At 52.2% G+C, this 9,328-nt stretch carries 8 protein-coding genes; all 8 read left to right on the forward strand.

The window, feature by feature from the left end:
- Positions 1-241: 241 nt before the first annotated feature.
- The 8 genes from FH871_RS28390 (at position 242) to FH871_RS28425 (ending at position 9,211) form a co-directional block, all read left to right on the forward strand.
- Positions 242-1,180 (forward strand): DUF4249 domain-containing protein, encoded by a 939-nt coding sequence (locus FH871_RS28390; RefSeq protein WP_171062985.1) that lies wholly within the window; start codon positions 242-244, stop codon positions 1,178-1,180.
- Between the two features lie 101 nt (positions 1,181-1,281).
- Positions 1,282-1,605 carry a hypothetical protein gene (locus FH871_RS28395; protein WP_114408084.1) on the forward strand — a complete coding sequence of 108 codons (324 nt, stop codon included), beginning with the start codon at positions 1,282-1,284 and terminating at the stop codon, positions 1,603-1,605.
- A 142-nt stretch (positions 1,606-1,747) separates the two neighbouring features.
- Positions 1,748-3,073 (forward strand): hypothetical protein, encoded by a 1,326-nt coding sequence (locus tag FH871_RS28400; RefSeq protein ID WP_138994803.1) that lies wholly within the window; start codon positions 1,748-1,750, stop codon positions 3,071-3,073.
- Positions 3,073-4,854, forward strand: coding sequence for an ABC transporter ATP-binding protein (locus tag FH871_RS28405; protein ID WP_138994804.1), 1,782 nt, complete (start codon positions 3,073-3,075; stop codon positions 4,852-4,854). The genes FH871_RS28400 and FH871_RS28405 overlap by 1 nt, the downstream gene beginning before the upstream one ends.
- 19 nt (positions 4,855-4,873) lie before the next feature.
- Entirely contained in the window at positions 4,874-5,719 is an 846-nt protein-coding gene (locus tag FH871_RS28410; RefSeq protein WP_138994805.1) for a serine/threonine-protein kinase, read from the forward strand.
- A 48-nt stretch (positions 5,720-5,767) separates the two neighbouring features.
- On the forward strand, positions 5,768-6,727 hold the full coding sequence (locus tag FH871_RS28415) for an MBL fold metallo-hydrolase (RefSeq protein ID WP_138994806.1): 960 nt from the start codon (positions 5,768-5,770) through the stop codon (positions 6,725-6,727).
- 15 nt (positions 6,728-6,742) lie between these two features.
- The gene (locus tag FH871_RS28420; RefSeq protein ID WP_138994807.1) at positions 6,743-7,270 is read left to right on the forward strand and encodes a hypothetical protein; all 528 of its coding nucleotides are present in this window, start codon (positions 6,743-6,745) and stop codon (positions 7,268-7,270) included.
- A gap of 696 nt (positions 7,271-7,966) precedes the next feature.
- Positions 7,967-9,211, forward strand: coding sequence for a caspase family protein (locus tag FH871_RS28425; protein ID WP_171062986.1), 1,245 nt, complete (start codon positions 7,967-7,969; stop codon positions 9,209-9,211).
- Positions 9,212-9,328: the final 117 nt, after the last annotated feature.

Here is a 9,328-nt window from a genome sequence, read left to right on the forward strand (position 1 = left end):
CCGTACAGCGAATGCAATGGCGCATTTCTGTACGATCATCAATGTGCAGTGGGTGTAATGGAGCACCCCTGTACCCCTGATTATCAAGTACAGTGGGTGTAATGGAGCACTCCTGTGCGGTTTTTAAAGTGCAACTGGTGCAATGGAGCACCGTTGTGCGGGTTCTGAAGTACAAGGAGTGCAATGGAGTACTCCTTGTGCGGTTTTAGTGAATAACTCTCTGTCTTACCCACTTATTACCATGAAACGGATATACGTTGTATCTCTGCTTGTTATGCTATTGGCCACCAGTTGCCAGAATATGCGTCAGGAAATTGAGCCCGAAGGGTTAACGCAAGTCGCTAAAAAGCTGGTCCTGATTGGATTCATTTCTCCGCAGGACACGGTTTTAGCCATCAAGGTGAACAGTACCCGCCCCGTCGCTGACCCCAATTACACGACAAATTACGGCGTGGTCCGGGATGCCAAAGTAACGCTCACGGCCGGTAGCCGGTCGATTCAACTCACGTATAACGGCAAGAACGATTATTACCAGGCTGATCCGAAAAAATTTCCGATTCGGGCGGGCGAGACGTATCAGCTCACGGCGCAAACCCCCGACGGCCTGAGTGCCTCCGGTGTCTGTACGATTCCGCAGGCCCTGCGCCTGCAACAGGTCCGGCTCGATTCGTCGGAGGACGCCAGCCGTCAGAAAGAATATTTTGTCCGGTATTATTGGCAGGATGCGCCGTCCGTAACCAACTATTACCAGACTATTGGGGTCTTTGCCTATGCGAAGTCGTGCCCTACCTGCAAAGCGGAAGCAGGCACGAAACCCAAGGCTGAAACCACGCCGGTTCTGTTTGAATCGCTGGGAACCGTCAACACGCTGTTGTCGGACGGTGCCAGAGATGGTAAAATGCTGGAATCGTACCGGGGGCTTCTGAACCAGAGTCCCACGACAACCCAGACTGTGTCTGATAAAATGACGTTCGTTAACCTGTATGACAAGGCCACCGTGAAGGCGAGCTTACTCCATGTGGATGAGGCTTATTACAAGTATCACCAGGCCCTGGAACTGCAAAAAAAATCGGATGGAAACCCGTTTGCGGAGCCGGTTTTATTGCCCAATACCATCACGGGTGGCCTGGGTTGCTTCGCCGGTTACAACCAATCGACGATAATGGCAACCTTTAAATAATATTTTTTCCAGGGATAGTAATTTTTATCAAGTTTTATTGCGTACAAATACTCAATTTTTGTTACTATTGTATACTTCTTTGAAAGATGCCCCAATCAACCATGAAAGACTATATCGTTGTCCATTATGATGGCAACAGCACGAATCTTACCTACACCGATACGGAAGAAGACGCCCGCGCTTATCTTGCTGCGCTGATTACTACTAATCAGGTACGTAAAGATGATACTTTGTCCATCGTTCGGGTCTGTGACGACTATCTGGTCTATTTCAAACGTCGGAATAATACACTCAAAACCGTTCTGGGAAAAAAGGCGCAGACTTCGGTAAGCTGGAGCGAGTTCTGGCTGGGGCCAACCCAGGAATTACTTACAAAGCTGTATAAAAAATTAGCCAATTTAGGCGTTGCTTCCGGGGGGCGGTAGGGCATCTCTTCCTCACCGTTCTTCCGGCCGGTACACCGAAACTATAGGTTTTCCTGTACCCAAAATGTAGGTCTTTGCGGATTGAATGGGGGAGCCCAGAACGAGACCTTTGTTACGGTCAATCCATCTAACAAAGGCTCTCATGCACGCTGTTTCTACCCCCGCTCCTCAACCGGTTCGTACCGCCGAATCCGATCCCCAAAATGACGGTTTTTTTGCGGTACTCTACGACATTATCCGGAATCACCCGCTGCTCTTCACGGCGTTTTTCATGATTCCTTTTCTGGCATTACTGATTTCACTGGGTTTGAAATGGTACTATGTCTTTCACGATACGACGCATTACTTGTCTGATTTTCAAATCGATCCCGTAACCGGAACGTGGACGGATGCCCGGGCGTATTTCAATCCGGGTCTCGACAAATACATCCGTGAACTCGACATTGCCGGTTTGCTCGGTGGGATTGTCGGGATTTTCATCGGTTTGTACGTCACGGTTACGACGGAGAAAGCCAACCGCCTGAAGGAACGGCTGAATCAGCAGGAAATGGAGCACATCAAAACCCAGACCAATCTGCTGGTGCAGGCTACGCAGTCGCTCAACACACTGATGATCGACGTGAGCGGCAAAGTCAACGAAAAGGTGTTGCTGATGGAAGGCTCCGACGAGGTGCTGAAAGGCATTGGCCGGGTGGTCGAATCGGCACAGTCGCAGGGCAATGATCTGCTCGTTCTGTCCAATACTGCCCGGGTCGAAGGCATTGCGCCGTTTCGGATGGATTACGTCGCCAAACACGCCGACCTGAAACCGCACGAACTCCGGAATGCGACCCAGTTCGACTACGCCCGCAAAGCCGAAGGGCTGCAACGCGACTGCACGGACGTGGAAAACAAGCTGAAAGGAGCCGCCATCTACCTCCAGAATATGGGCAGCGACGCCCATGTCGAGTTCGTGACCCTCAACGACCAGAACGAAGGAGCGAGTCACGCCTTTCTGAAATACCTCGGCAAAGTTATCAACGAGCATGTTCTGGTAGAAACCTACCGCCCCGGCAGCAACGCCCTGTTGAGCCAAACCGACAGCGTTCCGCATCACAACCGGTTTTTAATTCCGTCGTCGGCAACCGAACCGACCGATCCCAAAGCGCTGCTGGTGAATCAATTGTATGCCGAACACACCCAGGCGATTCGGGAAATGCAGGAACTGGGTATCCGGATTACGAAGGCCAACAAGACGCTGCCCGTTCAATTGTTCATCAGCGCCCCCCGCGAAAACAAACCGGGAATCTACCGGGGTCTGTGCGTCTGTATTCTCGGCAGCGGTTCCAGCACGAGCGGCCGGGCCACCAAATTGACGGCTTTTTTGACCGAAGATCCGCACATCGTGGCCTCGATGACCGAGCTTTTCTACGACTACCAGACCGACGGTAAACTGAACACCCAGGAATTTATCCGCCAGATGATCTGATGAATACGTTCCTGTTGATCCGAAAATTGTGGCCCTTCGTCCGGAGCTACCGGGGAAGTCTGGCCCTGGCCCTGCTGCTGACGACCATCGGTGCCTTGCTCGCCCAGGTGACGCCCCTGGTGATGGAACACACGGTCAATACTGTCCAGAAATTATTGAAACAACCCATTGACAAACAGGAAGTAAGCTGGGTGGTCGGAACGCTGGTCGTGATTCTGCTGGCCAAGGAAGTCCTGAGCTTATTGGTACAACTGGGGCAGAAGTTTCTGAGCGACCGCATCCGGTTTCGCATGGCCGCCGATCTCTACGATTACACCATCCAGCGGATTGTTTCATACCACCTGTCCTTTTTTGCGTTGGGCCAAAACCAGACCGGAAAGCTCGAAAAACGCATCGACAAGGGCATCGAGAGCCTGACAAAAACCGTCAAAAACCTGTTTGTGGACATTGTGCCGATGCTGGCCAATGCCGCTTTTGCGCTGATTCTGATTTATAACAAAAATGTCGGGGTGGGCGTTGTCGCCACCCTTGTGCTGCCGGTTTATGCCTACATCAGCCGCGAACAGACCAATCGCCAGAAGCAGATTCGCCGGAATATTCAGGAAATCCGGGAAAACAAGGCCAATGCGCTGTTTGGTCTGCTCGAATCCATTTTTGTTGTTAAATCCTTCGTGCGGGAAGGCTACGAACAGGGCCGCCAGCACGACCTGAACCACCGGCTGGCCGAGAACGAAATCCGCCACCACCGCACCAATTACCTCTTCGATGGCCTGAAAAGCGTTGCCGAGCAGGTAGGAATCGTGCTGGTTTTTGTCGTAACGATCTATTTTGTCCTGAACCGCCAGATGTCCGTTGGTGCCATTTTGCTGCACATCATGCTGTTCAACAACGTGTCGGCGCCGGTTCGGCACCTGCACCGCATCTACGACGAGTACACCGAGGCCCTGGTGTATGCCGAAGGTTTTTTCGATATGATCGAGAACAACACCTACATGCTCCAGCGCGGTTCGCTGAAATCACCCATCTGGAAGGGGCATTTTGCCCTGCAAAACGTGGATTTTGTCTATCCCAACGGCAAACAGGCGTTGCGGAACATTACGCTCGAACTGCAACCCGGCAAGGTGACGGCCCTGGTGGGTTTGTCGGGGGCCGGGAAAAGCTCGGCACTGAATCTGCTGGCCGGTTTTTATGACCCGACGCGGGGCCGCGTGCTGCTCGACGGGCAACTGTTATCGGACTACGACAGCGAGTTTGTTCGGGAGAATGTCGGGCTGGTATTGCAGAAAAACCACATTTTTGCCGGTACCGTCGAAGAAAACATCCGCTATGGCAAGCTCGACACGCCTTTTGAGGCTGTGGTGGAAGCCGCCCGCCAGGCCAGTCTACACGATCAGGTGTTGCAGTTGCCGCAGGGTTACCAGACCGAAGCCCGCGCCCTGTCGGGTGGTCAGCAGCAGCGGATTGCGATTGCGCGGCTTTTCCTGAAAAACCCGCCGGTGCTGCTGCTCGACGAACCCACCGCCAGCCTCGATGCCATTACGACCGAACAGATCAAGGACAGCCTCGATGCGATCAAGCAGAACCGGACGGTTTTGATCATTTCGCACAACATCAGCCAGATCATGGACGCCGACCAGATTTATGTCATGCAGGAAGGAGAAATTGTGGGGCAGGGAACCCACGAATCGCTCTACCGCGACGGTGGTTTGTACCGCGACATCATTGATTCCAACGCCCGCTCGATGAACCTGACCCGTTTGGCGGCCACGGTTCTGGGGTAAGAAAAACCGCATGTGAGCCATGAACCAACCAATACGAGGATACACGCTGACCCAGTGGGTGGGTTCGGGCGGGATGGGCGAGGTGTACCAGGCCTACCACACCGCGACGCAGCGAACGGTGGCCATCAAGCTATTGAGCCGGATGGAGCAGGCCGAACGGTTTCGGAACGAAGCCGCCGTACAGGCCTCGCTGCGGCATCCGCACATTGCGCTCGTGTACGAGTTTTTTGTGGAAAATGGCCTTTCCTGCCTGGTGCTGGAATACATCGAAGGGCCGACCATCGAGCAGCATATTCGAAAAAACGGGCCTTTTCCCGAAGAAACCGCCTGGAAACTGCTGGCCCAGATTGCCTCGGCGCTGGAATATCTGCACAGCCGCGACATCGTTCACCGGGACCTGAAAGCGGGAAATATCAAAATTGCCCGACCCGGAAAAGCCAAATTGCTGGATTTTGGACTGGCGCGGGCGGCTACTTCACCGAAGCTGACGCACGAAGGCCACCTGATCGGTACGGCGTCTTCGATGGCCCCCGAGCAGTTTTCCGGCCGGAGCAGTTCCGCGTCCGACTGCTGGGCGCTGGGGGTTTTGCTGTACGAAATGCTGACGGGGCAGCCCCCGTTTGGTGGAAACACGCAAAGTGAAATTGGCCGGCGGATTCAGAAAGGCGATTACCTCGCTCCCCACAAGCTGAATCCCGGGCTGTCGAAGGCCAGTGAGCGGCTGATCGACCGGCTGTTGACGGTGTCGCCCGACCGCCGGATGACTGCCCGGCAGGTGCTGGAGGCCCTGCATCACCCGGCTTTGCTGAACGCTCCCGACTGGCTGGGGCCGGTCCGGAAGTGGTGGGATCGGGTGAAGCCTTGAATTGGTGGCGGAAATCGTGTAGTTTTAAACGGCTAACCCGTTTGCTCCATGGCTGTCCGATTTCTACCTGTCTTCTTTTTTCTATTCGTATTCTCCGGAGCCTTCGCGCAAAAACCGTCCGGGTCAACCTTTAAAGTGATTCCGTTGGGGGTGAAAGGCGGTATCGACGAAAGCAATCTTTCGGCTTATCTGCTGGCACCACAGGGAACGGAGGCATACATCTGCCTGGATGCCGGAACGCTTCATGCCGGGATTGAGAAAGCGGTTCAGAATCAGGTGTTTAAAGTTAGCTCCGAAACCGTTCTGAAAGAGTACATCAAAGCCTACCTGGTCAGCCACGCCCATCTGGATCATTTGTCGGGCCTGATCATCAACTCGACGGAAGACGCCCGGAAGCCGATTTATGCAATGGCGGCTTGCCTTGACATCCTCAAAAAAAATTATTTCAACTGGAAAAGCTGGCCCAATCTGGCCAACGAGGGGGATCAGCCGGCGTTGAGCAAATACCGGTATACGGTTCTTTCGCCGGAGAGGGAAATTCCCATCGAAGCGACGGGCATGAGCGTGCGAACTTTTCCGTTGAGTCACGGAAATTCGTACCAGAGTGCGGCTTTTCTGATCCGAAACGGCGAAGATTATATGCTGTACCTGGGCGATACCGGCCCGGATTTAATTGAAAAATCAACGCATCTGTCGCAACTCTGGCAGGCGGTTTCCCCGCTGGTTCAATCGAAAAAGCTAAAGGGGCTATTGATCGAAGTTTCGTATCCGAACGAGCAACCGGATAACCAGTTGTATGGGCATTTAACACCCAACTGGCTGATGCACGAACTGACGGCTTTGAGCAAATTGACCGGTGCAGCAGCCCTGGACGGATTGCCGGTTGTGATTACACACATCAAACCGGCGGGAACCAACGAAGCCGTGATTAAAAAACAACTTCGGGAAAATAATACGCTGAAATTAAAACTGATTTTTCCTGAGCAGGGATTGCTTCTCGAATTTTAACATTTCTATTTACCCATGTTTCCATTCTGGTCAACGATTTTATTCGCCTTGCTGATGGTAGCGGGTTTCCTGCTGCTCTTCAAAAGCATTGGCAAATTGATTCGCGTTTATACAGCCGGAACGAAAATTGAAGACTCGGCGCTGGTGCCAGATTTTGAGTTTCCGTTAAAACAGCCCGGCGCGTACGAAATCGCGGTCAAACGCCCTTCGTTAACCGGTATAATTCCGACGGATATTCCGTTTGAAATGTCCGATTTAATGACGGGAAAAACCGTGGCTGTGCATGCATTTGTCAACCTGCTCGGGCAGCGGAAAGATGGGTCCGGCAGCCGGATTATTCCCATTGCTGAATTTACTATTGAGCAGGAAGGTCGTTTTAAGTTGATAAATCCGCAAACTGGTCGGTTTAAAGAGAGAGATTCCCTGATTGTGATGCCCAAAACCGGTAGTCAGGGGTTTCTGATGATTTTTGCGGTTTTATTTTCGGCCATCCTCTTCATTGGCGGGCTGGTGCTGTTTATTCTGTCGCTGGTGAAGCCTTAAAAACCATATGCCTGCCTAATAGAATTGTAGTGATCGGTTGGGTAATTTTATGAAATTATTCAAGAAGGGTTTGATTATCAGTTTGTATTGTTTCACTAATTCCACGGCAATTCTGACCATCCGGCCTTTATAACCTAACCGGAAAGGGAATAAAAATTCCTGATTAATTTTAATCAAAAACCGTATTTATTTGTAAGAATACCACGTATTTTTGCTCTTCACTCGTAGTTTCATTCCACACACTTCCAGTCAGAATTCCTGTAACACTTCCATCTCTAACAGACAATGAAAGAAGCGCGCAGGTTGGTTCAGGCGAAAGCCGAAGGCCTTCCTGTAGTGGTACATGGTGTAGTTTTTAGTCACGCTAAACGAGATATAATCCTCAGAATCAGAACGGGAGAAGTGAGCCGGAGAGAACAGGCATCCATCAAATCCGCGTGTCCATCTACATCCTGCCGATAACAGCGATTATGTCCTGTTTTCCTTAGTAGAAATACCCAAAAGTAGGTATTGTTAGCCTGTATGGTATGGCTAATTTTACCTTGTTTACCAAAACGCGAATTAGGTAATATAGAGGTATGGCCTGGCCAGAAGCGGCCTTCGGTCGCGGGCGGTTTTTATTTTCAAATTTTTTTCAAAAAAGGTGATAACCTGAGTCCGGTCACGGACATGGATGGGTACAAAATCAAATTCTATATGCGATCGATCGTCTTGTTTTGCATTTGTCTTGTCAGCCTGACAACGCTTCAGGCTCAAACTCAACCCACTTTCCATGTCATCATGATTGGGGCTACCGAAGATAAAACCCTGGCCCGGGCCTGCCAACTGGATCTTCTTCGCTTCCATGAGCAGTTTAGTAAAATTGCCGAAAGCATTGGCTACGCCTATAAACCGGACTTGCTGGTGAAAGAGAATTTCAGCAACGCTGCCATCCGGAAATCGATCCTAGGATTGACCTGTGGCGCGGAGGATATTGTCGTTTTTTATTACACCGGGCACGGTTTCAACCTGACGAAATATGCCGGAAATTTTCCGATCATGGCGATCGATACGACCGGCGACGGCAACTTTCCCCTCATGCTCATGCATGAGGAATTGATGAAAAAGAAGCCCCGGTTTTGCCTCACCATCGGCGATTGCTGCAACAAAGTGATTGATGAGAACGTCCCCCAGGACCGCTCAATGGTGAAAGGTACGGCCTGTAATCCGGCTATTTTTCGCCAGTTATTCCTGCAGCAGCGGGGGGGCGTCATTGTCGCCAGCAGCAAACGGGGGCAGGTTTCGGGAGCCGCTCCGGGAGGGAGTTTTTATACCTGGTCGCTCCTGCAATCGATCGATTATGCCTGCCACTACAACGAACGGGTGACCTGGGAGCAATTGCTCGACGATACCCAAACCCGGATGTGGAGCATTCAGGCAGCCCGCCAGGCCAAACAGGAGTCGATCTTCACGGTTGGATTGGCCAGTGACTCCACCGCGACGGGGCCAGACAGCCAGGTGGCAGTGGCTCCGGCCAATCCGACAGCCACACCATCGTCAGCTTCGGTCGATTCCAACGCAGTTGCTCCCGCCCAGCCAGCGATGGTTGCCACGAACGGCGGCCCTGCAGCTCCACAGCCCGCGGCTCCGGTATCGGCTCAACGACCGGATTTCAGCGACGTAAACGGTTTTCTGAACACGCTGGCGGATGAGTCGCTCACGTATGCCGTCCGCACCTCGAAGCAGACCCAGGCCGGGCAGTATTTTGTTCACAATGCCCGGGTAAAAGTATACGTCAACGCGACCCAGGTGGCACTAATACCGCTGGATCAGTTGATGAGCCGCTATTCGACGCTGGCAAAAAGCATCCGGCAGGTCAACATCGTGGAGCGGCTTTCCAAACTGGATCCATCGGGCCGGTTTTACACCGAAGTCGCCGTTCAGGAGATCTGGAATCAGTAAATGAATGGTACGGTGCTGATTGATAAAACTTGACAGAATAACCCCATCCCTATGAAATTCTTTTCTCTGCCTGTCTTGCTGAGTCTGATGCTGACCGGAGTCCAATCGGTATCGGGG

This window comes from Larkinella sp. C7, assembly GCF_006149005.1.
In the GTDB taxonomy this organism is placed as follows: domain Bacteria; phylum Bacteroidota; class Bacteroidia; order Cytophagales; family Spirosomataceae; genus Larkinella.